General features: G+C 54.3%; 26 protein-coding genes, 1 tRNA gene and 1 pseudogene. 9 read left to right on the top strand and 19 right to left on the bottom strand.

Translation table 11 applies throughout. The features are described from left to right. The first annotated feature begins 5 nt into the window (after positions 1 to 5). Positions 6 to 968 (top strand): acetyl-CoA carboxylase carboxyltransferase subunit alpha, encoded by a 963-nt coding sequence (locus tag ACR0JR_RS10230; protein ID WP_480456068.1) that lies wholly within the window; start codon positions 6 to 8, stop codon positions 966 to 968. 4 nt (positions 969 to 972) lie between these two features. On the opposite strand, the gene ACR0JR_RS10225 is transcribed toward ACR0JR_RS10230, so the two are convergent. The 3 genes from ACR0JR_RS10225 to ACR0JR_RS10215 form a co-directional block, all read right to left on the bottom strand. Continuing rightward, on the bottom strand, positions 973 to 2,103 hold the full coding sequence (locus ACR0JR_RS10225; protein ID WP_480456066.1) for a lytic murein transglycosylase: 1,131 nt from the start codon (positions 2,101 to 2,103) through the stop codon (positions 973 to 975). 112 nt (positions 2,104 to 2,215) lie between these two features. Beyond that, entirely contained in the window at positions 2,216 to 2,863 is a 648-nt protein-coding gene (locus ACR0JR_RS10220) for a GntR family transcriptional regulator (protein ID WP_319546045.1), read from the bottom strand. A gap of 30 nt (positions 2,864 to 2,893) precedes the next feature. Next, a complete protein-coding gene (locus tag ACR0JR_RS10215) occupies positions 2,894 to 3,586 on the bottom strand; it encodes a M48 family metallopeptidase (RefSeq protein WP_480456065.1) in 693 nt (230 codons plus the stop codon). A gap of 100 nt (positions 3,587 to 3,686) precedes the next feature. Here ACR0JR_RS10215 and ACR0JR_RS10210 point away from each other — a divergent pair, with 100 nt between their 5' ends. Next, positions 3,687 to 4,010, top strand: coding sequence for a TIGR02300 family protein (locus ACR0JR_RS10210; protein WP_010443532.1), 324 nt, complete (start codon positions 3,687 to 3,689; stop codon positions 4,008 to 4,010). Between the two features lie 139 nt (positions 4,011 to 4,149). Further along, positions 4,150 to 4,225, top strand: a tRNA-Ala gene (locus tag ACR0JR_RS10205). Between the two features lie 356 nt (positions 4,226 to 4,581). Here the strand turns inward: ACR0JR_RS10205 and ACR0JR_RS10200 are convergent. The 8 genes and pseudogenes from ACR0JR_RS10200 to ACR0JR_RS10165 all read right to left on the bottom strand — a co-directional run bounded on the left by ACR0JR_RS10200 (position 4,582) and on the right by ACR0JR_RS10165 (position 11,318). Further along, positions 4,582 to 5,391 (bottom strand): phosphodiesterase, encoded by an 810-nt coding sequence (locus tag ACR0JR_RS10200; protein ID WP_480456064.1) that lies wholly within the window; start codon positions 5,389 to 5,391, stop codon positions 4,582 to 4,584. Further along, positions 5,391 to 6,422 (bottom strand): ABC transporter ATP-binding protein, encoded by a 1,032-nt coding sequence (locus ACR0JR_RS10195; protein ID WP_480456063.1) that lies wholly within the window; start codon positions 6,420 to 6,422, stop codon positions 5,391 to 5,393. The genes ACR0JR_RS10200 and ACR0JR_RS10195 overlap by 1 nt, the downstream gene beginning before the upstream one ends. Further along, positions 6,419 to 7,210 (bottom strand): ABC transporter permease, encoded by a 792-nt coding sequence (locus tag ACR0JR_RS10190; protein WP_480456062.1) that lies wholly within the window; start codon positions 7,208 to 7,210, stop codon positions 6,419 to 6,421. The genes ACR0JR_RS10195 and ACR0JR_RS10190 overlap by 4 nt, the downstream gene beginning before the upstream one ends. Position 7,211: 1 nt before the next feature. Continuing rightward, complete coding sequence (locus tag ACR0JR_RS10185) at positions 7,212 to 8,015, bottom strand: ABC transporter permease (protein ID WP_480456061.1); 804 nt, start codon at positions 8,013 to 8,015, stop codon at positions 7,212 to 7,214. A 53-nt stretch (positions 8,016 to 8,068) separates the two neighbouring features. Continuing rightward, positions 8,069 to 9,064: an ABC transporter substrate-binding protein gene (locus tag ACR0JR_RS10180; RefSeq protein WP_480456060.1), complete on the bottom strand. Its 996-nt coding sequence runs from the start codon at positions 9,062 to 9,064 to the stop codon at positions 8,069 to 8,071. 1 nt (position 9,065) lies between these two features. Next, positions 9,066 to 10,061, bottom strand: a complete 996-nt coding sequence (locus tag ACR0JR_RS10175; RefSeq protein WP_480456275.1) for a substrate-binding domain-containing protein — start codon at positions 10,059 to 10,061, stop codon at positions 9,066 to 9,068. A 15-nt stretch (positions 10,062 to 10,076) separates the two neighbouring features. Next, positions 10,077 to 10,193 (bottom strand): annotated as a pseudogene (locus ACR0JR_RS10170) (LacI family DNA-binding transcriptional regulator); the annotation flags it as partial. A 672-nt stretch (positions 10,194 to 10,865) separates the two neighbouring features. Continuing rightward, positions 10,866 to 11,318, bottom strand: coding sequence for a hypothetical protein (locus tag ACR0JR_RS10165; RefSeq protein WP_480456059.1), 453 nt, complete (start codon positions 11,316 to 11,318; stop codon positions 10,866 to 10,868). 231 nt (positions 11,319 to 11,549) lie between these two features. Here ACR0JR_RS10165 and ACR0JR_RS10160 point away from each other — a divergent pair, with 231 nt between their 5' ends. Together ACR0JR_RS10160 and ACR0JR_RS10155 are read left to right on the top strand one after the other, a co-directional pair. Next, on the top strand, positions 11,550 to 12,422 hold the full coding sequence (locus ACR0JR_RS10160; RefSeq protein WP_480456058.1) for a LysR substrate-binding domain-containing protein: 873 nt from the start codon (positions 11,550 to 11,552) through the stop codon (positions 12,420 to 12,422). Positions 12,423 to 13,162: 740 nt separating this feature from the next. Then, a complete protein-coding gene (locus ACR0JR_RS10155; RefSeq protein WP_480456057.1) occupies positions 13,163 to 13,786 on the top strand; it encodes a LysE family translocator in 624 nt (207 codons plus the stop codon). A 168-nt stretch (positions 13,787 to 13,954) separates the two neighbouring features. On the opposite strand, the gene ACR0JR_RS10150 is transcribed toward ACR0JR_RS10155, so the two are convergent. From ACR0JR_RS10150 to ACR0JR_RS10125, 6 genes are all read right to left on the bottom strand, one after another. Beyond that, the gene (locus tag ACR0JR_RS10150; RefSeq protein WP_480456056.1) at positions 13,955 to 14,860 is read right to left on the bottom strand and encodes a sugar kinase; all 906 of its coding nucleotides are present in this window, start codon (positions 14,858 to 14,860) and stop codon (positions 13,955 to 13,957) included. Then, complete coding sequence (locus ACR0JR_RS10145) at positions 14,857 to 15,873, bottom strand: L-idonate 5-dehydrogenase (RefSeq protein WP_480456055.1); 1,017 nt, start codon at positions 15,871 to 15,873, stop codon at positions 14,857 to 14,859. Before ACR0JR_RS10145 ends, ACR0JR_RS10150 begins: the two co-directional genes overlap by 4 nt. 48 nt (positions 15,874 to 15,921) lie before the next feature. Beyond that, positions 15,922 to 17,199, bottom strand: a complete 1,278-nt coding sequence (locus ACR0JR_RS10140; protein ID WP_480456054.1) for a TRAP transporter large permease — start codon at positions 17,197 to 17,199, stop codon at positions 15,922 to 15,924. Then, the gene (locus tag ACR0JR_RS10135; RefSeq protein ID WP_480456053.1) at positions 17,199 to 17,699 is read right to left on the bottom strand and encodes a TRAP transporter small permease; all 501 of its coding nucleotides are present in this window, start codon (positions 17,697 to 17,699) and stop codon (positions 17,199 to 17,201) included. The genes ACR0JR_RS10140 and ACR0JR_RS10135 overlap by 1 nt, the downstream gene beginning before the upstream one ends. Positions 17,700 to 17,766: 67 nt before the next feature. Beyond that, positions 17,767 to 18,744, bottom strand: a complete 978-nt coding sequence (locus tag ACR0JR_RS10130) for a TRAP transporter substrate-binding protein (RefSeq protein WP_480456052.1) — start codon at positions 18,742 to 18,744, stop codon at positions 17,767 to 17,769. Positions 18,745 to 18,764: 20 nt separating this feature from the next. Then, positions 18,765 to 19,475, bottom strand: a complete 711-nt coding sequence (locus ACR0JR_RS10125; protein ID WP_480456051.1) for a GntR family transcriptional regulator — start codon at positions 19,473 to 19,475, stop codon at positions 18,765 to 18,767. A 116-nt stretch (positions 19,476 to 19,591) separates the two neighbouring features. On the opposite strand from ACR0JR_RS10125, the gene uxuA reads away from it, so the two are divergent. The 4 genes from uxuA to ACR0JR_RS10105 all read left to right on the top strand — a co-directional run bounded on the left by uxuA (position 19,592) and on the right by ACR0JR_RS10105 (position 23,839). Then, the gene (gene uxuA, locus ACR0JR_RS10120) at positions 19,592 to 20,800 is read left to right on the top strand and encodes a mannonate dehydratase (protein WP_480456050.1); all 1,209 of its coding nucleotides are present in this window, start codon (positions 19,592 to 19,594) and stop codon (positions 20,798 to 20,800) included. Next, positions 20,772 to 22,268: a mannitol dehydrogenase family protein gene (locus tag ACR0JR_RS10115; RefSeq protein ID WP_480456049.1), complete on the top strand. Its 1,497-nt coding sequence runs from the start codon at positions 20,772 to 20,774 to the stop codon at positions 22,266 to 22,268. Before uxuA ends, ACR0JR_RS10115 begins: the two co-directional genes overlap by 29 nt. Positions 22,269 to 22,601: 333 nt before the next feature. Continuing rightward, on the top strand, positions 22,602 to 23,117 hold the full coding sequence (locus tag ACR0JR_RS10110; protein ID WP_480456048.1) for an EF-hand domain-containing protein: 516 nt from the start codon (positions 22,602 to 22,604) through the stop codon (positions 23,115 to 23,117). Positions 23,118 to 23,209: 92 nt separating this feature from the next. Continuing rightward, a complete protein-coding gene (locus ACR0JR_RS10105; protein WP_480456047.1) occupies positions 23,210 to 23,839 on the top strand; it encodes a 2OG-Fe(II) oxygenase family protein in 630 nt (209 codons plus the stop codon). Between the two features lie 2 nt (positions 23,840 to 23,841). Here the strand turns inward: ACR0JR_RS10105 and ACR0JR_RS10100 are convergent, their stop codons facing one another. Next, on the bottom strand, positions 23,842 to 24,486 hold the full coding sequence (locus ACR0JR_RS10100; RefSeq protein ID WP_480456046.1) for a response regulator: 645 nt from the start codon (positions 24,484 to 24,486) through the stop codon (positions 23,842 to 23,844). Next, positions 24,483 to 25,802, bottom strand: a complete 1,320-nt coding sequence (locus ACR0JR_RS10095) for a sensor histidine kinase (RefSeq protein ID WP_480456045.1) — start codon at positions 25,800 to 25,802, stop codon at positions 24,483 to 24,485. Before ACR0JR_RS10095 ends, ACR0JR_RS10100 begins: the two co-directional genes overlap by 4 nt. Positions 25,803 to 26,111: the final 309 nt, after the last annotated feature.

The raw sequence follows: 26,111 nt of genomic DNA, 5'->3' as shown, positions 1-26,111 counted from the left end.
GCGTCATGACCCAGTATCTGGATTTCGAAAAACCACTGGCCGAGATCGAAGGCAAAGCTGAAGAGCTGCGCGCGCTGGCCCGCGCCAATGAAGAGATGGACGTGGCCGAAGAAGCTGCCGCGCTGGATGCCAAAGCCGCCAAGCTGCTGGACGAGCTTTATGGCGACCTCACGCCGTGGAGGAAATGCCAGGTCGCGCGGCACCCTGAGCGGCCTCATTGCAACGATTACGTAGATGCGTTGTTCACCGAATTCACACCTCTGGCCGGCGACCGGAACTTTGCCGACGATCTGGCGGTCATTGGCGGTCTGGCGCGGTTCAACGATCAACCGGTGATGGTGATTGGCCATGAAAAAGGCAGCGACACCAAATCGCGGATCGAGCGCAATTTCGGCATGGCCCGCCCCGAAGGCTATCGCAAAGCCGTTCGATTGATGGAGATGGCGGGACGCTTTGGCCTGCCAGTGATCACCCTGATCGATACAGCAGGCGCCTATCCCGGCAAAGGCGCGGAAGAGCGCGGCCAGTCCGAGGCCATCGCGCGTTCAACCGAGATGTGCCTGAAGATTGGAGTACCACTGGTTTCTGTCATCATCGGCGAAGGCGGATCGGGCGGCGCGGTTGCGTTTGCGACAGCGAACCGCGTGGCGATGCTGGAGCATTCGGTCTACTCGGTGATTTCGCCCGAGGGCTGCGCTTCGATCCTGTGGAAGGATGCCGAGAAGATGCGTGAAGCCGCCGAAGCGCTCCGTCTGACGGCTCAGGACCTGCACAAACTGGGTATCTGTGACCACATCATTCCAGAACCCAAAGGCGGGGCGCATCGCGACCGCCCTGCAGCGGTTGAATCCGTGCGGACTGCAATTGCTTCGATGCTGAAAGAGCTTGACGGAAAAGATGCGGCAGCCCTGATCAAGGACCGCCGTCAGAAATTCCTGGATATCGGCTCAAAAGGGTTGGCGGCTTAAGCCGTCAGCCTCCCAAACTCTGCAACAACGCCACTGAAGGCTGACCGGTTACGGACAGCCCGTTGGCGCGTTGATATGCGCTGATTGCGGCCTCGGTGTTTTTCCCGATCACTCCATCTGCACCCTGCGTGTCATAGCCCGCAGATGTCAGGCGGCGCTGTAGCTCTTTGCGATCGTCAAGCGTCAACCCGGTTGCGTCCGGCCCGAATGAGGCCTGGAACGGTGCCCCGCCCACGATCCGATCCGCAAGATGGCCAACACCAATCGCGTAGCTGTCCGAGTTGTTATAGCGCTTGATCACTTGAAAATTGCGGAACACCGCAATGCGTGGTCCGGGCGTCTGCGGTTGTAACACTGCCACCGGAGAGCCCGAGACTGTACCGACTTCCCCACCCCAAGGCTGACCCCGCACCCAGCCTGCGCGCGACAGATACGCGGCGGTTGAGGCCAACGAATCTGCCGGATCTTCGGACCAAATATCGCGACGTCCATCACCGGTGAAATCAACGGCATAGGCTAGATAAGAGGTAGGGATAAACTGGGTGTGTCCCATCGCTCCGGCCCAGCTGCCGGTCATGTTGGCCGGGGTTGTATCGCCCTCTTGAATGATCTTCAGCGCCGCCACCAGTTGCTTTTCAAAGAACGCCCCGCGCCGCCCATCATAGGCCAGCGTCGAGGTCGCCGAGATCACCGGCACATCACCGCGCCGCGCGCCATAGCGGCTTTCTAGCCCCCACACTGCGACAACGATTTCCTTGTCGACGCCATATTGCGCTTCGATCTGCGACAGAGTCCCTGCGTGCCGCACAAGCATCTGTTTGCCGGTGCTGATCCGCTCGTCCGACGCGGCAATGGCCAGATAATCCTCAAGCGAGCGTTTGAACTCGACCTGATTGCGGTCGCGCTCGATCACATCGGGCAAATATCCCGCCCCCTGAAAGGCGCGATTTAGGGTAGATTGAGAGATACCCTGCGACGCTGCCCGGCCTTTGAAACCAGCAACCCACGCATCCCATCCAGCGTTCGGGACAGCACGCATTCGTGACGCTGGAGCACTGGTTGGTGCGCTGCCAGTGGAACAGGCTGCCAACAGGGTCGACCCTAGCCCGATAGAAAAAGTTCTTCGATTGATCATGATTGAAATCTGCTCTTGTTGTGATTTGCTTTCAGGATAACGCAGCCCGCCCGTTCAGACCAGCAGAGCAGCACCTGAAACCAACCTGTCGATGAGATGGGCAACAAGCCGCTCAGGTTACGAGCAGACGCAATCCCTGCGTCACGTCCGAGCGCACCGCCAATCTAAGACCTGGCTCATCCCCGGCCTTGAGCGCTGCGATAATCAAACGGTGGTAATGCGGCGGCTCAGTTCGTCGCAGCCGGCCATAAAGTGCCCGCATCGTGGGACCAAGCTGCAGCCAAACGGTCTCGGCCATCGCAAGCATCGCGGGGGCCTGTGCGCGCAGGTACAGCGTCCGATGGAATTCCAGATTGGAACGGATATAACCAACCGCGTCGCGTTTGGTGACCATCTCGGCGACTGTCATGTTGATGCTTTGCAGCCGGTCAATCAGCGCCATGTGCGCGCGTGGCAGGGCACGACTGGCCAATTCAACCTCAAGCAGCGCACGCAATGCGGCCAACTCCTCGATCCGATCCCGTGTCAGTTCAGGGGTCGACACGCGGCCCGAGGTGGACAGCGACAGCGCGCCTTCCGCTGCAAGCCTCCGCACTGCTTCGCGCGCAGGCGTCATCGACACACCGAATTCCTTGCCTATACCGCGCAATGTCAACGCCTGCCCCGGAGCCATCTCACCATGCATGATACGAGACCTGAGTGATCGATACACTCGATCATGGGTCGCGGTGTGGGACTCGGCGGGGCGTGTGGTCAGCATGAGCTTATGTGATCACAAACTTTCCCGGCGTCAAGCGGCGGGTTCAAAGCGATAGCGGTGAAGTTCAGCCCCATTGTCGCGCAACCAGCGGCGGGCCTCTTTGTACGGGCCAAATATCCGCTCGACCTGCGCCCAGAAGGCGGGAGAATGGTTCATTTCGATCAGATGCGCCACCTCATGAGCGGCCACATAGTGCAGCACCTCAGGCGGCGCGAGGATCAGTCGCCATGAAAACATCAACGCACCAGCAGAGCTGCAGGATCCCCAACGCGAACGCGTATCACGCAGCGTAATGCTACTATACGAACGATCCAACATCGCCGCATAGTCATCACACGCTCCAGTTAATCGATCGCGGGCAAGTTCTTTGAGAAACCGGGCGAGTCTCCGCGCCTCCGCCCCGGCAGGAACACCGATCTCGTCCCCCTTCAGCAGCACCCGCCGACCTGAGATTTGAACGATTCGCCGTGCTTTTCCCTCAATTGATATGGATTGACCGAACTCCACGGTTTCCTGGTCTGGCCCGTCCTGAAGATGACCGCGAATCCAATCTTCTTTCTGATGCGCGAAATCCAAAGCCTCGGCTTCGGCGACACCTTTCGGGTAGGTCAGCGTAACCCGCCCATCCAATTGGGAAATCCTTAAACTGATCCGTCTTGCCTGCGCAGATTTGCGCAATGTCAGCGGCACCGGAGGGGTTCCAGGCAATGCATGTCGCCCCATGGGCCGATCTCCTTCGCGCAAAGGCTTTGACAGTGCCTGCCGCTTATGGCAGGTGACCTGAATCATTGATGAGATTCACCTGATATCAAGGGGATTTGATATGCCCAAGGAAGAATGGGGCGTAAAGCGTGTTTGCCCGACCACTGGTAAACGCTTTTACGACCTTAACAAGGACCCGATCGTCAGCCCCTATACCGGCGAGATCGTTGAACTGGAAACCGGCAAAAGCCGGATGATCGCGGCAGATGCCGAAGATGCGGCTTCGGTTAAAGCACGTGAAGCTTCGTCGGACGAAGATATCGTGTTGGATGATGACGACAACGTCGATGTCGAACTGGACGACGATCTGCTGGACGATGATGACGACAGCGACAACGTTTCGCTGGACGATATCAAGGACATGTCGTCAGAAGACGAAAATTGATGGGTTTCGAGGCAGCCCCGGCGGCCTCATCCCAGTCCACTGGATCGGTTCGCACTTTTTCACCGAATCCGATTTTTGGACTTGCACTCTGCGGCGACGTCTCATAAACGTCCGTCCACCGCTTTGGCGGTACCTGCATGGGGCCTTAGCTCAGTTGGGAGAGCGCTTGCATGGCATGCAAGAGGTCAGGGGTTCGACTCCCCTAGGCTCCACCATTTTTCTCCTGTTGAACGTCACACGAACCTGACCCAACCGTCACAGTTGGACCAGAAATGCAGTGAACGTTCGACATCAGAAGGCGCCCCCAACGTTGGACATCAGTTGAATTTGACCTTTGCGTCATCAACTAACACGCCGCCCCCATTTCATACTCCCGCAGACAGTTTGGTTTGATCTGACTTCCCTTTCGGAAAATCAGAGCTGATTTGTAGGTCAGACAGCGAAGCTGCCTGTTCCTGCTAATCTGCCACGTGGCGAACGCGGGAGCGCGGCGGCACCTGCGATGTGCAGAGCGAACAAGACAATGTTCGTATTTTCCATTACTGATGCGATCTCAAATTCATGATGCCGGTCATTTGTCCGGATAGAACAGGTATGGGCCGTCGAAATGACCTACAGGGATGCTGTGGGTTAGAATTCCGCCACGCATTTCATGCAGCAGGAACCCGCCGGGTTCCTTGGTAAGGCAGTTCGGCGCACCAACGCGCAGGTCCATGGAAACAGCATGCGATACGCCTGGTCCGATTTGGCAAATCACGTTGCCAAATTGTGACACGATATTGCGGTGAACATGGCCGCAGACCAATCGCAATTCTCCCTGATAGGTCGACAGAATGCTCTGCAGTCTTTTGCTTTCACGTAGGTTCTGGATATCCATCCTTTCTATACCGGTCAGGACCGGTGGATGATGGGTGGCAACTATGACCGGATCTCCGTTGGCACACGCCAACGCGGCTTCCAGAAAATCCAGTGAAACGTCACTCAGATGTCCATGCGCCTGACCGCTTACATTTGTATCCAGTCCGATTAGCGTCAGACCGGAAAGCTCAGCCGTCCAGGTGATTGGGCCTTTTTTCGGCATCCAGTCCTGATCGGCAAAGCAACACCGCATCTCTTCCACATTGTCGTGGTTTCCAGGGATAGCGCGGAAAGGGACGGCCAGCGGCTCCATGATTTTTCGAAACCGCTGATATTCTTCTTCTGTCCCGAAATCCGTCAAGTCACCGGCAACAAATGCCATGTCGACCGGGCCGATGTCGGGAAGGATCCGGTTTATGGTTTCGACACAGTTGGCCAGCGCCGTGGCCGTATCGACCTGCCCGTAGGCAAGCTGACCATGTGGCACGATATGTGGATCCGAGATCTGAATGATCTTGGACATCAGGTCTCCGCCCCTTCAGGCAAAAGCATCAACGCCTCCGGCTTGATCGAAACCTTGACAGCCTCTCCTACTTTCGGGGCGTTTTGGCCTGCATGGGTAGCGGTCAGAGTATCGGGCATGATGCCAGAGATACCGACCCGGTAATGGGTGCCAAGAAACGTGACTGTTTCCACCTGTCCATTGAGTGGGCCTTCGCCGTCGATTTGGACGTCCTCTGCTCTGACAAAAACGTTGTGACCAGCCCCATCGCGAGGCAGTGCAAGTGCTCCACCAATGAGGTTTAGAGTCGTTCCACCGGTTTTCCCTTCAAGACGCATTGCGTTACCCACAAATCCAGCAACGAAGGGTGAATTTGGATTTCGATAAAGCTCTTCCGGAGTACCGCTCTGAACGACATGTCCGTGGGACATGACGGCAACGCGGTCGGCGATTGCCATGGCTTCGTCCTGGTCGTGCGTGACAAAAATTGCGGTTATGTGGAATTCGCGCAAGAGCACTGCTAGTTCGTCGCGTAGGGCCTCGCGCAAAGCGGCGTCTAGCGCAGAAAGCGGTTCGTCGAGCAATAGCATCCTCGGACGCGGCGCGATCGCGCGTGCCAGCGCCACACGTTGGCGCTGCCCACCTGATAGCGCGTCGATTGCCCGCGCACTGAACTTCTGCAATTGGCATAGCTCCAGAACTTCGGTGACGCGGCTCTCGATCTCGTCCTTAGGTAATTTCTGCATTTTCAGCCCGTAACCGATGTTGGCACGCACTGACATGTTCGGGAACAGCGCATAGGACTGGAAAACCATGCCAACCTTGCGGCGTTCGACAGGTAACGAGGTGACATTGTCATCATCGAACCAGATTTCGCTACCAGCGTCGGGGGTCTCCAGGCCTGCGATAATACGAAGCAAGGTTGTTTTACCACAGCCAGATGGTCCAAGAAGTGAAACGATCTCACCTTTTGCAACGGACAGTTCGGTGGGCAACAGAGCTTTAGTACCGTCCGGATAGGTTTTGGCGGTGTTGGTAAGTCGAAGGGTCATTTGGTTATCCTTTGAGCACGTGCCGACGCCCATTGCATGGCCATTAGAAGCGGAACGATGAGTATGAAGAAGACGAGTGTGTAGGCAGAAGCCACTTCCAGCCGCATCGAAGCGTAACTGTCGGCAAGTCCCACAGGCAGAGTCTTGAGATGGGGTGTGTGCAACATCCAGGTGATGTTGAATTCACCGATTGAAAGCGTCACAACGGTGAGCGCTCCGGCAAGAATGCCAGGCATCGCGTTGGGTATGACGATGTCCCGGAAACGTTGCCAGGGCGATGCCCCGAGAGAGGCTGCACCTTCTTCAAGTGTCTTGAGATCCATTGCCGCCAGAACAGCAAGAATGGATCTGACCATAAACGGTAATGTGTAAAGCACATGACCGACTAGGATGAAGGTCCATGAGGCCCGAAAACCTTGCATCGAGCCATAAAGCTGCAAGAGCGCCAGCGCGATTGCCAGACCCGGGACCGCGAGCGGCAGCGAAATAAACTCTTCCAAAAGGCGCGACAACCAACCGGGATGGCGTGCCAGGCCATAGGCGGCCGGCAGCCCTATGATCAGCGTCACGACCAGGCAGGCAATGGCTAGCCATATCGACAAAAAGATGCTGTCGGAATAAAGCTCCCAGACTTCGAATACCCACTTTAACGTAAGCCCCGACGAAATACCCTGAAAGTAGTTGGCCGTAACACCCGCCAGCACCGACAGTATCGTTGGCACCAGAAGAAAAGCGCAGGCTGAAAGCGTAACTGCCAGTTGCAGAAGTTTGGTTTTTGATTTGAACATTTCAACCTCCTGCGGCCACGGTGGAGCCCGACAGGCTGCGGGCGATCAGAAGAAGCGCCCAGGTGACGATGCCCAGTACGATGGAAAGAGCGGAGGCCATGGCAATATTGGCAGACAGAGTGAATTCAGTGTAGATCACCATCGGGATGACATCGATATCAGTCGCCAGAGTGAACGCTGTGCCGAAAGCCCCCATGGCAGTCGCAAATGCGATCGCGCCAGATGCAATAAGCGATGGCATTAACCCCGGAATAATGACGTCAATAACTACTCGGTACGGGGACGCCCCCATGGTGCGGGCGGCTTCTTCAAGTGCCGGATCAAGTTTCTCTGCTGCGGCCATCACCGTCAGCAATACGCGTGGGATAGAGAAGTAGAGATATCCCAAAAAAAGGCCAATAACAGAATAGGCAAAGACTACATGGCCCGGAGTAATTTGGTTGACCAGCCCTTGGCGCCCGCCGAGCAAGATTATCAGAAAACCGATGACCACACCGGGAAAAGCAAGCGGCAGCGTCAACACCGACAGCAAAGTTCCCCGGCCGCGAAATCGGTTGCGCGAAAGGAACATTCCAGCAGTCGTAGAAACGGCAAGCGCGGCAAAGGTCGTCGCCAGTGAAACAAGCACCGTCAGGACCAGCGTGTTGAGATACCGAGGCTTTCGAAGGATATCCAGATAGATCGCCCAGCCAGCATCCCCACTGCCAGATTCTAGAAACAGGCGCACGAGGGGCAATGCGAGGAACGCGAGAGAAAAGATGAACAAGGGCGTGAGGCACGCCAGAACGAAGTTGCGATTTGACATTGTTTAGCCGTTGGGGACGGGCACGAACCCATCCCCTCCTTTAGTGGAAAGGTTTACTTGACGTCAGACAAGTAGCGTTCGCCGAATCCGGCCTGTGCCTTTTCCATCTTCGCGTAGTCAACAGCCACGGCGCGTTCGTAGTCGCTGGCAGGGAGGAACTTCGCGGCTACGTCTGCCGGTAGTTCGACCGGGCGCGCTGGTTGAAGGTAGGCATTGGTCCAGATTGCCTGCCCTTGGTCGGACAAGATGAAATCAAGTACTCGCTTGCCAAGTTCTGGATTCGGGCCGTTGTTCACAAGGCTCATCACGTAAGGAACGCGGACGGAGCCCTCGCAAGGCAGAACGAATTCGAAGTTGCCGTCCTCTTCATACTTTCCGCGATAGGCGTTGAAGTCGTAGTCGAACAGGATCGGAATCTCGCCGGACACCACGCGTGCAAATGAGGTTTGCTTGGGCACGATTGGCGAATTCTCGGCCAGTTCGTTGAAGTATTTGATTGCGGGGTCAAAATTGTCCAGATCACCGCCGAAAGCGAGGTTAACCGCCACGGCACCGGCATAACCGACAAATGCCGAAGACGGGTCAAGATAACCAACCATACCGCGATATTCCGGCTTTTTCAGATCGGCGAAACATTGCGGTACTTCGGCGCCACCAAGCGCGTCAACATTCACGAACAGACCCAGCGTTCCGTAATGTATGGCAAACCACTTGCCCTCGGGGTCTTTCAGACCGTCCGGAATGTCGTCAAAACCCGTAGGTTTATAGGCTGTCGCAACGCCTTCATTGCCGGCCTTGATGCCTGTGGTCACACCGTAATATGCGACATCTGCAACCGGGTTGTTTCTTTCGGCCAGGAGTTGGCTCAACGTCTGGCCAGAGTTCTTGTTATCATGGGGCATCTGGATGTCGATCTCTTTGTCGATCGCTTCCAGCATGGACGCCCAATCTGCCCATTGCGGTGGACAGTTATAACACACCGCATCCTCGGCAAACACCGGGGTCGCGATTGCCGTTGCCACAAAGGCGGCTGCAAGTTTATATCTCATTTTAATCTCTCCTGTTGGATTTAGACTTCTTGCTGGTTGGATTATTTGACGACGGGAAGGCGGCAACCTTCCCGTCGTCTTTGCCTTCTGCAACCAGAGGAGCAAGGCTGCCACCGGCGCGGAAATGGAACGTCTGGTCTGGGCTGGGCATTTGTGGCGCCGCCGAACCGTTAATCATGGAAAGCACAGTCGCGCCCGCACCGCTCCCTAGCATCCGGGGATCAGTAACGATTGTTGCCAGACTTGGCATGACCATCGATCCGAACCCGATGCCGTCAAAACCAACGATCGAAAGATCTCCGGGAACGTCAAGGGAAAGCTCGCGAGCGCTACGCATGGCCGCCAGGGCCAGAAAGTCGTTAGATGCAAAAATTCCGGTTATGCTCGGGTTGTCCTGTAGGAACGTGCGGAGCAAGTCGGTCAAATCTTCATTGCTTTCGTCAATTTCCAGCAACGCGGGTTCGTGCATTCCGTTGCGGGCACATCCTTCAACGAACCCGTTGTAACGTTGCCGCGCGCGGTCCGAGCTCAGGAATTTGAGCGCGAGGAATCCGGTTTGCTCATGGTTGTTCTCGAAAAAGGCATCCGCGACCCTACCGGCCGCAGCTTGATCGTGCACAGACCAGCTCTTGTGATTGGCCGGCGCCATGTTGAACAGAAGGCAATGCGGCACCTGCCGGCTTTCAATGAAGGCCAGAGCTTCGCTTGTTTTTGGATCACTGACAGTCAGTACGAGGCCATCGACATGTTTGGCAATCAGCGTTCGGATCGCCTGTGTCTCGATCTCGGTATCGTAGTTCGTGCAGATGAGCAGCGTTTGATATCCGGCGGGCAAGAACACGTCCTGTGCACCCTGAACGGCATCGGCGTAAACCGGGTTGGCAATTGAGGGAACTACGCAACCGATGGTTCGGGTGGTACTGCTTTGAAGCGAGCGACCCACCTCGCTGAACTGGAAATCAAGCTCTCGCACAGCCGCCATAACCCGATCACGCATGTCCGCGCTGGCTGGTCCGGTCTTGTTCAAAACGCGGCTCACCGTTGCTACGCCGCAGCCGGCTTTTTGAGCTACATCTTTGATTGTGGCCGGTTGGCGCAAATTCCACCCTCCCGATGGAAACGTTTCCATTTTTTTACCATTCGGGCCATAATCTGGCAAGAAATCCTGCCATCGATGTGAGTAACAATGAAAAAACAGCGTGTTAGATCAACATAACTCGCAAAGCAGCAGGACCAGCGCGAGACATTTCGTGGCCGTCTGACGTGAAACGTTGAAATTCTATTCCGGCGATTCGCCGATGAATACAATCCGTTTCACAAACCAGCCACGGCTGTTTGCGATTTGAAAACCACTTGCCTCGCCGCGATCCAAAGTCAGCCGTTTTTGCCGTCGCGATTTAAAGCGCTCTGTAAGTGTGTGTAGAAGAATTTTGTAATGTCTGGATCGGGTGTTTTCGGCGCCTTCGCCGTATCTCCGACGAAGGGCCGCTGCTCGTTCTGGGTCAGAAATGCTTGACGTTTGGGTCAGAATTGAAAGACGCGATTTACGTGTTTCTTGAGGTTTTGGTGGCCGATTGAGTCAAAGATTGGTGACGTTCCACATCTCCTCATGATCCGCCACCCAAAGTTCTTCCTTTTTGGCAGAAGAAATTTCCTTTGTGGCCGAAACGGGCCTTTGTTCAACGTGCAGAAAAAGGCGCTAAAGAGCCCAAAGTAACCAATGCTGCGGCGCGCACGAACGGCGAGTCACACTACGTCGGATTGAAACTCATCGCTGCAATCTGCCGCATTCGTTTGAATGTCAGGTATCTGCACTAGCTTTGTCGCGATTCCACCAACGATTGGGGTTCGAGTTGTGCGGGTCATAGCTGGCACGACTGGCCCAACAGTCTTTGATGAAGATCAACGGTTCTTCGTAATGGTGAACATCACGTATCGCATCCAAAACACATGCTAGGATTTCAGGGTTTTGCTCAATTGAAATGATGATCAGAACGCCGGGGAACGTTTGAACTTTGTTTGCAGCCCCCAGATGCACGGCGCTGGTTGAGTTTTCTTCCGGCAGGTAGGTTTCACTGCCTGTGGCACTCACAAAGGCATTACGCTTGTATCGGCCGTAGACTAGCGGATCGACCTCCATCACACTGTCGATAATTTTGTCTACATCTTCAGATGTAGCTTGAATTTCGATCTGCCAGACACGTTCGACCGTACCTGTCCGTGTTTTGAGGTTGCTGATGTCGATGCTTTGCATGTTGTTGTTCAACTCTCTTTTCTGTTTTGGTCTCCCACTGGGCCTGGTGATGAATGCCAATCGTATCCTTTGGTTGCGTTAACAGAAGGTGTTACACGTGTTGCTACGAACATAAACTGAGCGAATAAACCGAGCATTGCATGGGCCTCCTATGGCGACCGTAGCTCCAGTCTATTGATCATAGAAACGAATAATATTGATTATCATGATGAGTTATTTAAATCTTGAGCTATGAAACGCGACCTCGAAATCGACCTGCTGCGATCCTTCGTCGCTGTCGCAGCCCATCGCAATTTCACCCAAGCCGCACATGCTATTGGGCGCACACAGTCGGCTGTCAGCCTTCAGATCAAACGTCTCGAAGAGATCGTGGAGAAACGCCTTTTCGAGCGCAGCCGCCAATCCGTGACCATCACACAGACCGGCGAGGCCTTGCTGGTTTATGCAAACCGTATTCTTGGTGCAAATGACGAGGCGTTGTCGCATCTCCGGCGCCCCGAAGCAGAAGGGCTGATCAGAATCGGAGCACCTGATGATTACGCGACTTACTTGCTTCCGCCTTTACTGTCGGCGCTGAGAAAGGAACACGCCCGGTTGGAGCTTGAAGTCACATGTGACAATGCCAGCGACCTGCTGTCCTTGATGAAGCAGGGACAGCTTGATTTAGTCGTCGCTACGCACCGCCCCGAGTCAGTTGGGGGACAGATCGCGCGATATGAACCGCTTCATTGGGTCGCCGCGCCAGATTTCATTGATGATCCTGATGCGCCACTCTCCCTTGTACTCTTCCCGACAGGCTGCGTTTGCAGAGAAATTGCCCTGGACGCATTGAAATGCATCAACCGCCCGTGGCGCGTCGCCTATTCAACTCGCAGCATAGGATTGATGGAAAAGGCCCTTATGGACGGCTCGTCAGTATCTGCGATGGAAGCTTCCGTCATACCTAGCGGGCTCAGGATTATTGACGGGCAAGCTGGCTTCCCTCCGCTGTCTGAAGTCGTGATATCTGTTCATCATTCAGGAGCATGTGAGGCACATGTTTCTCTCGCAGCAGATTTTCTTGCTGACAAACTGGGAAGGGTCGCATTGCAGGCCGTCTCTTAAGGGATGTTTGACGACCGTGTTTGAGGTTGAGCGGACTTTCCTTGTACAGCTTCGCATGTCCGCTTTTTCCGCTCACTGCTAGTCCAAGCCCGACTAAGCGAGGCCAGCCTGCGGATCAGGAATTGCCGGTGTGTGTTGTAGGGGCTCGAACAGTGAGCTGAACTACCAGACGGTACTGGGCCCACCATGGCTGTATTCCCAACAGATCACTTGTCCAACGTTGGCATTAGTGAAAGCGCGCCGGATCAGCTAAGGCATTGAAATTATATATGTCTCTAGTATTGACAACAAGAGCACACTCCGCACCTTTAAACTGAACCGTAATACGCAGGCGGATTGAAAAATAGAGTGTTGACACTTAGTGTTGCCAGCAACTCTGCAGGCACCAAGAACAAACTGAGGTGAACGGTGCGTGGGCAAAAGGCCCGACCCTCGATCAGCAAATGTCGGCGCGGAAATTGAAGTCAGCCATTGGTTGGCAACCACAATTTACTGACTTCGCCGAACCGACCTCCCGATGGAAATCGGACCTTCAGAACTAGCCTACACAAGCTGCTTTTTCCGCAGAGCCGCCATGGAGCCTAAGCACAAAAAACGGTCCTTTGGGGGCATTGTTCTTCAACGATTAACCGGGCATCGTCGTATTAATTGGCATATTCGTTATCCTGGGGGCAGGAATTTTGGCTCTGCCACCAAGCCAAGGCACGACAACCACAATACCAAAGATTGGAGTTGATAGAATGAATATTGAAACCTGGTTGGCCTATGTGGCGGCCACAGTGGTCATTTCCCTCATTCCGGGTCCAAGTGTATTCATGGTACTTGGCCAAACACTATCGCGTGGATTGAAAGCTGCGGCATACTGCGTCGTGGGAGATGTCTGTGGCGGGGTGATCGTCATGACAGCATCCTATGCAGGTCTTGGTGTCATTCTGGCAGCGTCGAGCGAGGCGTTCTTTGTACTGAAATGGGCAGGTGTGGCCTACATGGCGTGGCTGGGATACACCCAAATCAAAGCCGCACGCCAACTTCGCGAAGACGATCTGAAAGACATAGGATTGGTCGGACACCGATCCGCTAGTTTGCGAGCAGGATTCTTGACCGGGATACTCAATCCCAAGGCCATCATGTTCTACATGGCCTTTTTGGCGCAGTTCATGAACCCTGAGCTCCCAATGACGCCCCAGTTTCTGATCCTGATGGCAACCTCTTGCATGGTCGTTTTTTCGGTCCTGTTTGGATATGCTCTGTTGGCGGCCCAAGCACGGCGGCAGCTCAAAAGCCTGCGGGCACGGAAGTCGATGGGCTACGCCGGAGGGTCATGCCTTCTCGGCGGCAGCGCCCTGATGGCATCGACGCGATAAATCAGCCATTCGCCACGAAGCATCGAACGGCGGCCAAGTCCGCGGTTCCTACCTCCAAACTGATTGCGATTTTGCGGTTGTAGCCAAAGTCTGGAATGCAAGCTGCGCCCGCAACATTTGAGGACCGTGCTCAGGTACAGCTCTGGGCCGCGCCGACCGCTACAAACTCTAAATCGGAATGATAGCACCTCTAAATCCAACAATTCTGCTGGCTAGTTCGTGACCTTGCTTAAGCGCTTCGGCCTGAGGGCGGCCCGACAGCTTTGCCGCCAAATACCCGCCATTGAACCCATCGCCTGCTGCTGTGGTATCCACAACGTTTCGCGCCGGTTCAAAATCCGAAAAATCCGTGAGCTCGTTGATGGACTTTGGCCCCAGGAAGCCCCGCTTCAACGCCCCCACACAATTGGTGTAGCCACTGAACCGGGCAAGGACATCCGTTTCGCCGACTTCTCCGAACAGGGCCAGTTCATCGTCTATAGAGGGCAAGGCAATATCACAAATTCGCCACGCCGCCTCGCTTATTTGCCGTGCGACGTTTTCCGATTCCCAGAGTTTGGGACGATAATTTGAATCGAAGGCAAACAGCCCTCCTCGAGATCGGTAGGTGTTTAACCAATCAAGAAGGCCAAGCCGGATGTCATTAGGCAAGATTGCCAGAGTAATGGCAGAAAGATAGACAAGGTCGAAACCGGCCAACATAGCAAAAGATGGAGCGCTATCTGTTTGAAACAGCTGCCGCGCTGCTGAATTTTCCCGCCAGTACTGAAAGCTGCGTTCACCGGTATCATCCGTGGTGATTGCATATGCCCCGGGAAGCTTGTTGCTCAATTGGCTTAATTGAGAGGTGTCGATATCCTGCGCGGCTACGAACCTGACAATATCATCGGATAGGCGATCATCCCCTAAAAGGCTGACAAAGCTTACGCTATGTTCCCGAGGCAGCATACGTCGCAGGTAAATCGCTGTGTTGAGAACGTCTCCTGCCACTCCGACTTGAGCTGGGCCGGGGACCGAGGATACCTGCAATTCAAGCATCGCCTCACCTACACAAGCAATTTTTAACCCGCTCATGAGTTGCGCCCCTCTTCAAAAGTTAGATGGACCTTGATGGCCTGTGTTCTGTCCCCGGCAAATTCGAACGCCGCGGTGGCGTCTTCGATGTTGAAGGATCGGCTAATGATGGGATCGACATTGATTTCGTCACTGTCGATCAGCTTGACGGCCTTGGCGAATTCGGGGTGAAACCTGTGAGTTCCAAGCATTCGGATCTCTTTGCTTACGATGACATTCAAGGCCAGGCTGATCTCACCGGCAACGCCAACCAGAACCATGGTTCCGCGCGGTCTGAGCATGGTCATGGCATCGGCAATAGCCGCAGGCGACCCGGTGCATTCGAACACCACATCAAACTGCCCTTTGTTCTGACGGAAAGACTCCAATGCCTTTGGCCGATACGCAACGTTGATCGTTTCGAACGCCCCCATCGTTTTTGCGACAGACAGAGGATAATCGTGAAGGTCCGTTACGATCAATTCGCGTGGGTTCTTCCGGCCAACGACCGATGTCATCAGCGCGCCGATGGGACCCGCACCGGTGATCAGAACGCGCCTTCCGTGAAGACAATCAGCCTGTGCTTCGGCATGAAGACATACAGCAAGAGGTTCCGCGCAAGCGGCTCGGTTGACGGGTATCGGATTGGTGAAACGGTGCACGCGCGCGGCTGGCACAGTCAGGAAATCGCGAAACATGCCCTGTTCGTGTGGCATGCGGTAGGCAGAACCCATAAATCGCATCTCTGTGCAGTGGTTGAACTCTTCTTTTTTGCAATAATGGCATTGCCCACAGGGTAGGCTTGGGTTGATCGCGACCAGATCGCCAGCGGCGAATTCAGCCACTTTTTCGCCGACTTCAAGCACATTTCCGGCGGCCTCGTGCCCGACAATGATCGGTTCACGTACCCTGACCTGCCCAATGCCACCGTCGTGAAAATAATGCAGGTCCGAGCCGCAGATACCTCCGGCACCAACCGCGATCTGCACATCATCCGGACCGGGGCCAAACACGGGCTGAGATTCGATTCTCAAGTCATGCGCCGCATGTAGTCGGCAAATTCGCGTTTCCATGAGACAGCCTTACGGAAGGATTTGATTGGGCAGCCACGTGGCCAGCGCAGGAATGTAGGAGACCATAAGCAACACGATCAGATTGCTCAGCAAGAACGGAAAGATTGCACGAACCACCGGAGTAAGTGGCAGCTTGGCAATCCCCGCGCAGACGAACAGGCACACACCGACCGGAGGCGTCGTAAGACCGATCATCAGGTTGAGAACCGCAAACGTCGCAAAGTGCAAAGGTTCGATGCCCACGGCAGTGGCGAGGGACAGGAGCGGTACGAATAGGATAATCAGCGCTGCGATTGTCTCCATGAACATGCCAACAAACAACAACAGGATGTTGATGATCAGAATGACCAGAATGGGGTTGTCAGTGATCGTCAGCACGCCCGAGGCAATAGCTTGGGGGATGCGTTCAGAAACAAGTATCCATCCGAACACATTGGCAAATCCGACCAAAGCCAGAATTGCTGCGGCGGAGATGGCGCTGTCGGTGATGATCTTGGGCACCATTCTGACAGGCAGTTCGCGATAGACGAACGCACCGACTATGAAGGCATAAATGCTGGCAACGATGGCAGTTTCTGTTGGTGTCGCAATGCCACTAAGCAGCCCATAGAGAATGATCCCGGTCATGGCGAGGGCCCAGAATGCACCTCCAAACGCTTTTCCGATTTCACCGAACCCCTGCCATTCTTGCCGCGGAAACCTTTTACGTGCGGATATGAGGTAACACGTTACCATCATGCCCAAGCCCATCAGAAGACCCGGAACTGCCCCGGCGAGGAACATCTTACCGACTGAAATACCGGATAAGGCACCGACGATGATCATCGGAACGCTTGGCGGGATGATGGGGCCCACGGTCGAAGACGCGGCGGTGACCGCAGCTGAAAAATCTGCCGGGTATCCAGCTTTTTTCATGCCGGGTATCATTACTCCACCGATCGAGGCCGCATCAGCTACGGCTGTTCCCGTGATTCCTCCGAACAGCATGGAGGCACCGATATTGGTCAGGCCCAAACCACCGCGCACCCAACCGACAAGCGCATTCGCAAACCGGATGATGCGTTCGGTAATCCCGCCATTGTTCATCAGATTCCCAGCTAGAATGAAGCCCGGGATACTCAGCAGCACAAAGACATCCATACCTGCGTAGATTTTTTGCGGCATGACAACCAGTGGTATGTCCGCAAGCAGCAGATAGGCCATCGAAGACAGGCCGAGAGTGATGGCAACGGGGATGCCAACCATCAGACCGGCGATGAAAACCGAGAAAAGGACGAAGACTTCCATTATTGTTCTGCTCCACTGACACCCTGCGGGCGGTATTTGATATTTGCCCAATCAAGGACGAAGCGCAGAACTGCGAAGGCGGCGAGCAGTCCGAGAAGCAGCAACACACTGAAATGTATGAATTCCATCGGCAGCGCCAGCGCAGGAGAGCTCTGCATTGTGCCAATCTTTACGTATTTCATGGCCCCGGGAATGAGCGCGATGCTGAGAATGGCAGTCGCGGCAGACGCCAGCATTCTCAGTTTTCTTGGCAGATCTCCGGGAAGCGCATCACAGATGACATCAACATTCACCAGATCGCCGGTCATCAGAGCAACACCGGTGCCAAAAGCAGTCAGGTAAATCAGGGCAAAGCGGGTCAACTCTTCGGTCCAGACCGGTGAGTTGCCGATGGTGCGGCCGATCACCTGAGTGAGTACAGCGATAATCAGAACCGAGAAGGCAGCCAGCGCGCCGATCCTGCATATCGATGTCATGTATTTATGGACATGTTTCAGCACGGCTTTGTCCCTCCCTTAAAAACATCTGCCGCTGATCGCACCAACGGCAGATGTATTGCCTGATGACTTAGTTCTGGCTGTTGAACAGCTCTTCTACGATCGGCTTGATCTCATCATTGACGTTGGCCAACACAGCGTCTTTCGCCCTTGCCGCATAGGCCGCGCCGTCGACTTCGACGAAGGTCATGCCGTTTGCCTCAAGATGCGCCCGGTCTTCTGCGAGGCTGGTCTCCAGCAATCCGCGCTCATAGGCCTGAGCACGCGCTGCTGCCTCCATCACATGGGCCTGGTCTTCTTCGCTGAGCGATTGCCAGGTGGACTCAGCAATCGTCAGATAGATCCACGAGCGAACGTGCTGCGTCAGATTCACGTGGCTTTGGACTTCATTGAAATTGGCTGAGCGGATCAGGGCGAGCGGGTTTTCCTGCGATCCGATTGTGCCGTTCTGCAGCGAGGTAAAGACTTCCGAAAATGCCATGGGGGTCGGGTTGGCGCCAAGTGCATTCCAAACGTCGACAAAAAGCGGAACGTTGGGAACGCGCATTTTTTGTCCATTCAGGTCATCGGGATGCGCGATCGGGCGGTTTGATGTCAGGTTGCGCGGCCCGCGAGCAAAGTATGCAATCGGTCGAATTTGCGCTTTTTCGACGATCTGCGCTTCGATCTGATCGCCGATTTCACCACCGGCGACCTCGTCCATATGTTCAGTCGAGGCATAGGCGTAGGGTACCGCCAGCAGGGCGGCCATCGGGGCCCAGTTCTGCAGGCTTTCGCCGGTGATCGTCATATCGACTGTGCCCAATTGCATGCCATTGATCAGGTCGATTTCCTTACCCAGTGATTCATTGGGGAAGATTTCCACAGCAATGCGCCCGTCGGTCAACGCGTTAAGCTCTTCGCCAAATTTCACAGCAGCAAGGTGCCAGGCGTTTTGCTCATTGGCCAGATGGCCTAGCTTCAGGGTAACCTCCTGCGCAGCCGCTGCCCCGCCGAGTAGTTGAGATAGCAGCCCTGCGACCACCAGATTTTTGAGCTTAAACACCATTTTATCCTCCTTATTGGTGACTATTCGTCGATCAATTCGGGGTCGAACCGATCAAAGAATTCTTTGTTCTCGCGAACGATTTTTGGCAGATCATTGATCAGGCGCCTCAGGTGCTCACGCATGGCGACTGAGGCCTGCGGCGCGTCCTGTCGTTCGATCTGATCCACGATTTTCTTGTGCTCTTCGACCAGTTGTTCGGCCGGGAATTGCCCCAAGCTTAGGAAACGAACCCGGTCCATTTGACTGTTGAGCCCTTCCAGAAACTTCCAGGCGATCTCTTTTCCGGCCGCCTCCGCCAGCGTACGGTGAAATTTCATATCCTCGTTGATGAAGTCCGGGCGCGATGTTTTGGCGACCTTCAACTGGTTCATTAGCTGACTGCGAAGCTCTTTGATCAACGCCTCGTCGGTTGATGCCGCCAGTTCCGAGACAATATCGGCCTCGACAGCTTCGCGAACGAATCTGGACTGCATCACAGTCGGGAAGTCGATTTTCGTGACCTGCGTCTTCCGTTGGGGACGCACGATCACAAGCCCTTCCTCTGAAAGCTTTATGAAAGTCTCGCGCACGGGCTGGCGGCTGATTTCATAGTGCCGCGCAAGCTCTGGCTCTGACAGCTTGGAACCCGGAGGCAGATCGTTCTTGATGATCCGCTCGCGCAATATCCGATAAATCTGCGGCGTTATCGCCACATCGCGATCGAAAGCATCATTGATAACGACTTCATGCACCACGTTGTCCTCCTACGTGTTGTTTCTTACATTCTTCCATACAAGTCAACAAGAATGTTGACAGACCGCCGCCAATGGCAGACAAAGCAACCGTAAGAACTTAGGAGGAAGACGCAATGCAGGAGACTTGGAGATGGTTCGGTCCACAGGATCAGGTCTCTTTAAGCGATGTCACACAGGCGGGTGCATCAGGGATTGTCACAGCCCTTCACCACATTCCGCCCGGAGTTATCTGGCCGCTATCCGAAATTACCGAGCGCCGGGATTACATTGCTGAGAACTCCGTACGTGCGCAGCGGCCGCTCAGATGGTCTGTTGTCGAAAGCCTGCCTGTATCAGAGGATATCAAAAGGCAGACAGGCAACTGGCGCGAACATATCGAATACTACAAAACAAGCCTTGAAAACATCGCCTTAGCTGGCATTAAAGTCATCTGCTACAACTTCATGCCACTTCTCGATTGGACCAGAACGGACCTCGCGTATGAGTTGGATACAGGCGCCACCTGTATGCGATTCGACCTTATTGATTACATCATGTTTGATGTCCTCATATTGAAACGTCACGGCGCATCCGAAGAACATGACGACGAGCTTGTCACAGAGGCTCAGCACCGGTTCCAGTCGACAAACGACACATTCAAAAGGCGCCTCGTCGACAATATCGTTTGCGGTCTGCCGGGCGCTGCGGAGAATTTCAGCCTCAACGACATAAAGGAGCAGTTGGCGATTTATGCTGCTTTCGATCACGATCAACTCGCACGCAATCAAACAGATTTCCTTGAAGAAATCGCGCCAGTTGCGCAGAAACTGGGGCTGCGGCTCTGCTGTCACCCCGATGATCCACCAGTACCGTTACTGGGCCTGCCCCGGATCATGTCAACGGAGGCCGATTACAGACGCCTGATCGAATCGGTTGATATTCCGGCCAACGGAATCACGCTATGTTCCGGGTCGTTAGGCGCCCGGTCCGACAATGATCTGCCCGGCATGATGGATCGATTGGGTGGCAGGGTGCATTTCCTGCATCTGCGCAACGTCCGCAGAGAGCATGATGGCGTGTTCGGATCATTTCACGAGTCCGAACACTTGAATGGTGATCTGAACATGCCGAATCTGGTTGCCGCAATTCTGCGCGAAGAAAAGCGCCGCAAGTCTACTGCCCGCGCGGATCATTCGATTCCGTTTAGACCCGATCATGGTCAGGACATTCTGGATGATCTGACCCGCAAGGCGCATCCGGGCTACCCCGCGATAGGACGCCTAAAAGGTCTGGCAGAACTACGAGGTCTGATTGATGGAATTTCATATGAAACCCGCCTCTGACCGGCGGTTGGACGGGCGTTCACTCCCAAACGCCCGCCGCAACGTGGAACGCCCCAAGTACGATCCCTCCGCTCACGGAACGGGAATTGCCCACATCGGGCTTGGGGCGTTCCACCGCGCGCATCAGGCGGCTTACACCGACACAGCGCTGGCAGCATGCGGTGGAGACTGGCGCATAGCTGCTGTCAGTATGCGCTCTACCGAAGCGGCACGAAATCTGGCCGAACAAAATGGCCTTTATACCCTGCTTGAAAAAGCGCCTGGTCAGACCAACGCTCGGATCATAGGCAGTATTTCCTCGGCTTTAGCGCTTCGCAATCAGCGCGCTGAAATCATGGCGCTGCTGACCTCACCAAAGGTCAAAATCGTCAGCCTGACAGTGACTGAAAAAGGTTATTGCTATGCCTCACGCGATCGGGGACTTGACCTGAATAACGAAGCAATCTGTCACGATCTTGCAGAGTTTGATCAACCGATCAGCGTTCCCGGCCTAATTGTTAAGGCGCTGAGCGAGCGACGAAAGCTGGGAATGAACGGGTTTACAGTTCTGAGCTGCGACAACCTTCCCAACAATGGTGAAATAACAAAACAAGTCGTGCTGGATTTCTCGGACAGGATTGATCTGCATCTTTCTGATTGGATCGAAGAAAACGTGACATTTCCATCGACGATGGTGGACAGAATAACGCCCGAAGCGACAGATGACATACTCGAAGAGACCAGGGAAGCAGCGGGAATATTTGATGCGGCTCCCGTTCAGACAGAGCCGTTCAGCCAATGGGTTATAGAGGATAATTTCCAACACGGCCGACCTACCTGGGAAACAGCTGGGGCAACATTCGTTGAAGACGTAGCGCCCTATGAAAAGATGAAACTGCGAATGCTGAATGGGTCTCATTCACTGTTGGCTTACGCCGGACATGTGGCTGGAATAAAGACCATCAGCGATTGCATGAAAACTGCCGAGTTGCGAATGCTCCTGCAACTTCATTTGGCTGAGCTTAGCGCGAATTTGACGCCGCTGAACGGAGTTAACTATACGATGTACTCCCACAAGCTGATCGAACGCTTCGAGAATTCAAACATTCAGCATTCAACCTACCAAATCGCGATGGATGGCAGCCTGAAAATGCCCCAACGTATATTCGAACCCGCTATAGAAGCGCTGGAGAAAGGTGCACCCACCCAAACTTATGCATTCGCGACAGCGGTCTGGTTCCGCTACTTATTGGGGAAAAACGAAGACGGAAGTCGCTACAAACTTCGTGATCCAAGAGAGCAGGAAATACATCAAGTGCTGGCAGGCGCAACTGACGCGTTGGCGATCTTCGCAGCATTGGATACGGTCGAAGGGTTGTTGCCCAAAAGTCTATTCACAAATGAAAGATGGAAAAATCTTGTGGTAGAATACCTCGACCAAATTTTGGCGCAGGGGATAACTCGATCCGCAGCGTCTGTTGTAGCATGAAAGTTCGCCAGCGGTTCGGCCGCAATGTGTCTGTGCGTGTGCAGTGAGTGACCGGTTCGACGGACGCGCCGCAGCGGCTTGGAGCCCAGGCCAAGTTCAGCTTAGGGCCGCCCGCAATCGGGCCCTGAAACGATCCTGAGCACATGCTGCACTGCCTCCGATGTCTACAACGAGCCCAAAGTTCAGTATATCTACACGTTGGCGAAAGTCAGCTTTCGGAGAAATTAGGCTTCGCATGCTCAGACTATGGTCTGAAAATCCGTCAGACGTTCGCTTATCGTTGCCCTCCGCAAGATGGTTCAAACTACCCACAAACAGCCATGGAGAACCCCGATGAAGCTTTCCCACCTACTTATGACCACTTCACTTTGTGCGGTTGCCACAGGTCCCTTGCTGGCTCAGTCGCGCACTTTCAGCTCTATTGATACGAACGGAGACCGGCAACTTTCATTTGAGGAGCTGGAAGAGGCGTTCGGGCGTCGTGGTGCCAGAGGTATCATTAATCGTAGTGATCTTGACGGCGATGGTCTCGTATCCGCACCAGAAATTCAGGTCTCGCAGGATGACGAACGTGATGACGAGTCGGACGACGATGAGCGCGACGATGACGAGCGCGACAGCGACGAAGGCGACGAGAGCGACAGCGACGAAGGTGATGAGAGCGACAGCGACGAAGGCGATGAGAGCGACAGCGACGAAGGCGATGAGAGCGACAGCGACGAAGGTGATGAGAGCGACAGCGACGAAGGCGATGAGAGCGATAGTGACGAAGGCGACGAAGGCGATGAGAGCGATAGCGACGAAGGCGACGAGAGCGACAGCGACGAAGGCGACAGTGACGATCGATGATTGTCGTCTCTGGATAGTAGCTTAAAGATTTCAACGTGACGGATGCCAGCGTTCATTGCGCGAGTTTCCGCAATTCAAAAGAAACTGCGGCCATGACACTGATTGAACAGACCAAGTATGAAAAGCTGTTCTCGACGCCACTATTTTCCTTTGAGGTCAAAGGATACGAGACCGTTAATACCGAATTGATCAAAGAGGGGAAACGCCTATGCGATCAGAGTGATGGTACTGCAAAGTCAAACAGAGGCGGCTGGCATTCGAAAGGCAATTTACTCAATGAAAAAGCTCAATGCTTTTCGTTTATGTCGGTCATGGTGGAGACAGCAGTTCTCCAATCCACACGGCGTATCAGTAAAGTCGACCCCGATACCCTTGATCTAAAACTGTTTGCTTGGATGAACATCAATCCTGTTGGCGCTTTCAATGCGCCGCATACGCACCCAGGTGCGCATTGGTCCGGTGTGTACTATGTATCCCAGCCAGAAGTTGATGATGAGAATGCTGGCCGCATCGAGTTTCTGGATCCGCGCAGTGACCTGCCGAACTGGCGTATCCTGAAGGCATCAGCTTTCAATCTGAAGAAAAGTCTGAAGCCGCAACCAGGCGAGATGGTCCTGTTTCCCTCATACCTGGTACACTGGGTCTACCCGAATACCGCAGATGACGAGCGGATCACTATTGCATTTAACGCGACATTCTCAAAAAAATCGAAGAAAGGCTGACCTTATTCGTCGTTTTGGCGCTCGAACGCTTTGTGGGCGATAAGCGCTGCTTCTACCCGATTTCGCGCGTGGAGTTTTTCAAGGATAGTGGTCATGTAGTGTTTCACGGTTTTTTCCTGAAGCCCGAGAGCGTCGGCGACCTCTCTGTTGCTCTGACCTGTTGCGACTAGTCGTAAAATGTCTTCCTCCCTTTTGGTCAGGTCATCCAAGGGTGAAGCGGCATTCTGTTCCTTTGTCATGAAAGTCAACATCTTTGCCGCCAAACTTGGGGTAACATGTGTCTCACCATTGGCAACGTCGCTGAGGATTGCTCGCAACTCTCGGGCGGACACGCCCTTTAAGATATATGCTTTGGCCCCAAGACGGAGAGCCTCCGAGACGTTTTCACCGTCTTCGGAAACGGTCAGCATTGCGACATGTTTCGCAAGATTCTGAGATGCAATCTGCGCAATCGCTGACAACCCGCTGCCTGGCATCGACAAATCGAGCAAAGCTATATCGGGCTTCAAAGATGCTGCGAGCTTGATCGCTTCAGTTGCGGATGCGGCCACTCCAACAACCGAAAATGTTCCATGTTCCTCAAGGCTCTTCACCAGACCATCCCGAAAGATCGGGTGATCATCTGCAACGAGAACAGTTGTTGTCATGAGCGTGCTCCACCTTGTGGTAAGGTGAAGACGGCAGTTGTCCCATGCTCGGGTTGCGATTGAACTTCGAGGCGCCCCCCCAAAGGAAGCAATCTGTCGCGTATGCCGAACAATCCTTGCCCGCCAGCTTCCTGGAGGATGGGATTGTCGGCCACGAAACCGACGCCATCATCTGAAACAGTGACCGTTACTTCGGTTGCCGACTGCTGATATGTCACCGTGACCATCGCCGCCTTTGAATGTTTGTGAGTATTGGCCAGCAATTCCTGAGTCACCCGGTACAGTGCAAGTTTCATAGGAGCCTCTGCCTGAATGGGCGGGTGGTCTTTCGCTTCGAATTTCACTTCAGCTCCAAAAGCCTTATTGTGGTCACTAACGGCTCTTCTGACCGTTTCCGCGGGTGTCAGGACGTCAATGTCCGGAAGTGCAAGCCCGCGTGAGATCGCGCGAAGTTCTGTCATTGCATTCGCTAGAGCGTCTCGGATCGTCGCGGCGTCTTCCGTGTCATTGATACCGGCCCCTTCGAGACGCAAAGCCAGAAGGGACAAATGTTGCGCAACCCCGTCATGCAAATCTAACCCGATCCGTTGCATGACGCGGTCTGCCTGAGATGTCGAACGCGTCGCTGCCGCTGTTACGCGTTCTTTAAGGTCTTTGTTCTTGTTCAGTTGCTGCAATAGAACTTTGCGCTGTCTCTCGATCAGACGGCTTCCTGCATGAACTATGCCAAACAGCAGCACACCGCTGACGAGAAACACCGCTGAAACCATGTACCACGTTTGTCTGCGCGCTTGCACGAGATCGTCGAGCAGATCCTCAGCGCGACGATAAAATTCGATAACGGTGACAACTTCGCCGTTTGCGATATTGCGGATCGGCACGTAGACGCCAAGCAACGGCAATTCTATTGATGCAACATCCGCCAAATCACGCAATTGAATCACTTCGTACTCAGCGGCAACGTGCCCTTGCCAGGCTTCCGCCAGCGCAGCAGAGATCTGAAATTTTCGGTCTTCTAGCAATGGATCATACGAAGCGAGAACAGTCCCATCCCGCGCCCACACTTTGTAAGTAACAACCTGTGCTTGGAGTGCACCATCGATGAACACCCGACGCAACTCGTCTTTATTGTCCTCAGAGAATGACTCAGAAGTGGTTTGCAGGAATGAAAGTTGCGGAATGAGGCTTTCAAAATAAAGCGCTGCCGCCGCGCCGTAGTTTTCTGTGACACCGGCTTCAATTCGCTTGCTGGCCCATGATCCCAGTACGAGAGCAGCGCCCAACATAACAATAAAGCCGAAAGCAAAGAACCTCATTGAGAGGGTAGATTGAGACAACACGTGTTTCAAACGCGGCAACATGTTGAACAACATGGCCATTTATTGTTCTCACCACAATCGACTTTGGTCTGAATGCTGATGCCAAGAGCGTCAGAGCAGTGATAACCGCCGTGCAAAAAGTTGATACTTCGACACGAACGGGTGTCTATGTAAACGGGCTTCTGATTTCCAGACATTAACGTCAGCAATGTCCGGAGGCTGTGTGGAAACGGGCTAGGTTCGTGCAGCTTTCCCCGGGGTTGGGTGTTGGAGCGTATTTTTTCGATTTGTCCTCTTTGATCTTTC

This window comes from Ruegeria sp. AA3, assembly GCF_056542905.1.
The sequence above is the reverse complement of the archived record's forward strand: the minus strand, read 5'-3'. Positions and strand labels throughout refer to the sequence as shown.

Coding starts and splice junctions, on each gene's coding strand:
- ACR0JR_RS10200 (WP_480456064.1), bottom strand. CDS start 5,391: ATGTCCAAGATCATTCAGATCTCGGATCCACATATCGTGCCACATGGT.
- ACR0JR_RS10105 (WP_480456047.1), top strand. CDS start 23,210: ATGACACTGATTGAACAGACCAAGTATGAAAAGCTGTTCTCGACGCCA.
- uxuA (WP_480456050.1), top strand. CDS start 19,592: ATGCAGGAGACTTGGAGATGGTTCGGTCCACAGGATCAGGTCTCTTTA.
- ACR0JR_RS10140 (WP_480456054.1), bottom strand. CDS start 17,199: ATGGAAGTCTTCGTCCTTTTCTCGGTTTTCATCGCCGGTCTGATGGTT.
- ACR0JR_RS10185 (WP_480456061.1), bottom strand. CDS start 8,015: ATGTCAAATCGCAACTTCGTTCTGGCGTGCCTCACGCCCTTGTTCATC.
- ACR0JR_RS10190 (WP_480456062.1), bottom strand. CDS start 7,210: ATGTTCAAATCAAAAACCAAACTTCTGCAACTGGCAGTTACGCTTTCA.
- ACR0JR_RS10220 (WP_319546045.1), bottom strand. CDS start 2,863: ATGCTGACCACACGCCCCGCCGAGTCCCACACCGCGACCCATGATCGA.
- ACR0JR_RS10230 (WP_480456068.1), top strand. CDS start 6: ATGACCCAGTATCTGGATTTCGAAAAACCACTGGCCGAGATCGAAGGC.
- ACR0JR_RS10095 (WP_480456045.1), bottom strand. CDS start 25,802: ATGAGGTTCTTTGCTTTCGGCTTTATTGTTATGTTGGGCGCTGCTCTC.
- ACR0JR_RS10195 (WP_480456063.1), bottom strand. CDS start 6,422: ATGACCCTTCGACTTACCAACACCGCCAAAACCTATCCGGACGGTACT.
- ACR0JR_RS10110 (WP_480456048.1), top strand. CDS start 22,602: ATGAAGCTTTCCCACCTACTTATGACCACTTCACTTTGTGCGGTTGCC.
- ACR0JR_RS10115 (WP_480456049.1), top strand. CDS start 20,772: ATGGAATTTCATATGAAACCCGCCTCTGACCGGCGGTTGGACGGGCGT.
- ACR0JR_RS10225 (WP_480456066.1), bottom strand. CDS start 2,103: ATGATCAATCGAAGAACTTTTTCTATCGGGCTAGGGTCGACCCTGTTG.
- ACR0JR_RS10215 (WP_480456065.1), bottom strand. CDS start 3,586: ATGGGGCGACATGCATTGCCTGGAACCCCTCCGGTGCCGCTGACATTG.
- ACR0JR_RS10160 (WP_480456058.1), top strand. CDS start 11,550: ATGAAACGCGACCTCGAAATCGACCTGCTGCGATCCTTCGTCGCTGTC.
- ACR0JR_RS10130 (WP_480456052.1), bottom strand. CDS start 18,744: ATGGTGTTTAAGCTCAAAAATCTGGTGGTCGCAGGGCTGCTATCTCAA.
- ACR0JR_RS10180 (WP_480456060.1), bottom strand. CDS start 9,064: ATGAGATATAAACTTGCAGCCGCCTTTGTGGCAACGGCAATCGCGACC.
- ACR0JR_RS10175 (WP_480456275.1), bottom strand. CDS start 10,061: ATGCGTGATCGGGTTATGGCGGCTGTGCGAGAGCTTGATTTCCAGTTC.
- ACR0JR_RS10100 (WP_480456046.1), bottom strand. CDS start 24,486: ATGACAACAACTGTTCTCGTTGCAGATGATCACCCGATCTTTCGGGAT.
- ACR0JR_RS10165 (WP_480456059.1), bottom strand. CDS start 11,318: ATGCAAAGCATCGACATCAGCAACCTCAAAACACGGACAGGTACGGTC.
- ACR0JR_RS10150 (WP_480456056.1), bottom strand. CDS start 14,860: ATGAGCGGGTTAAAAATTGCTTGTGTAGGTGAGGCGATGCTTGAATTG.
- ACR0JR_RS10155 (WP_480456057.1), top strand. CDS start 13,163: ATGAATATTGAAACCTGGTTGGCCTATGTGGCGGCCACAGTGGTCATT.
- ACR0JR_RS10210 (WP_010443532.1), top strand. CDS start 3,687: ATGCCCAAGGAAGAATGGGGCGTAAAGCGTGTTTGCCCGACCACTGGT.